This window comes from Burkholderia sp. E168m23 (assembly GCF_016586125.1).
Taxonomy (GTDB): domain Bacteria; phylum Pseudomonadota; class Gammaproteobacteria; order Burkholderiales; family Burkholderiaceae; genus Burkholderia; species Burkholderia orbicola.
Window position 1 is genome coordinate 1 of sequence record NZ_BCPP01001448.1, and the last position, 1,122, is coordinate 1,122.

At 66.8% G+C, this 1,122-nt stretch carries 2 protein-coding genes and 1 pseudogene; 2 read left to right on the plus strand and 1 reads right to left on the minus strand.

Going from position 1 to position 1,122, the window contains the following annotated elements:
- A pseudogene (locus JMF90_RS38060) lies at positions 1-277 on the plus strand (histidine-type phosphatase); the annotation flags it as partial.
- A 198-nt stretch (positions 278-475) separates the two neighbouring features.
- Positions 476-784: a hypothetical protein gene (locus JMF90_RS38065; RefSeq protein ID WP_011548616.1), complete on the plus strand. Its 309-nt coding sequence runs from the start codon at positions 476-478 to the stop codon at positions 782-784.
- A 25-nt stretch (positions 785-809) separates the two neighbouring features.
- Here the strand turns inward: JMF90_RS38065 and JMF90_RS38070 are convergent.
- On the minus strand, positions 810-1,122 hold a 313-nt coding region (locus JMF90_RS38070), incomplete at its 5' end, for a hypothetical protein (RefSeq protein ID WP_236598140.1).

Sequence of the window (1,122 nt, forward strand, 5' to 3'; positions counted from 1 at the left end):
GTTCGCGTCGATCATGAACCTGAAGAACGTGTTCGTGCCGACGCCGCAGGCGCAGACGTACACGTATGCGAACAATCCGTGGTGCGGCGACCAGGTCTCGCCGATGGCCGCGAACATGCAGTGGGATGTCTATCGCAACGGGTCGCGGCTCATCGTGAAGATGCTGTACAACGAGCGCGAGACGGATTTCCAGGCCGCGTGCGACGGTGCGAAGCTCGCGCCGGGCAGCCACTTCTACGACTACGCGGGGCTGAAGCAGTGTTACGGGTATCAGTGACGGGATGCGCGAGCGCGTTGACGCGCGCCTTACGGCGCCGGACGGGAGAAGCGCCGCGGCAGCGGCGCGGCCGACGACCGGGGCAGGCGATCGGCGTCGCACGCGGCCAAGCGGCCCGTTCGGGCACGTGACACGCCTCTCGCACGCACGAACTCGCACCGGCCCGCATGGTCGAACGAGCATCGCCGGAGAATCCTCATGAAACGCGTCGCCGTTGCCGCCACCCTGACCCTGTTTGCCGCCATCAGCCTGCCGGCCATCGCCGGTGCGCCCTCGGGTGCCGTCGCGCCGCCGGTTCCGGCTCAGGCATACGCGAAAAATTGCGTGCCGTCGCGGGACGCCGCACCAGGCACCCACGCCCCCTCCAGCGCGCCGCCGATCCGCGTCTGCGTCGGCGATTCCAACACGCAGCTGAACCTGCCGTGGTTCCTGACCGATGTCCTCACTGCCGTGGACACGCATCAGTCACCCAGCGGCCTGCTCCACAAGATGCGCAACGACTTCTGAATCTCGCCCGGCACGCCATCGTTCATCACGCGTCGGAGCGCTTCAGCACCTGGATGAACGTGTCGACGATGCCGGCCCACATCGCGGGGTCGGCGATGCGCTCCAGCAGCACCCGCAACTCCCGTCGCTCTTCGTTCGACAGTACGCCGTGCGCGCTGCGGATGCTGTCGTAGCGCGGCGTACCGCGCGATGCGAGTACGCGATCGAGCGAATAGTCTTGGGCCTGCCCGTCCACCAAAATCCTGATCCACAGCGAACCGCCGTCCGCCAGGGCGGCGCCGTCGATCACGATGACGTTGGGCGCGGTATTTTCTTCCATCGCAAAGCTCCTGCTCGAC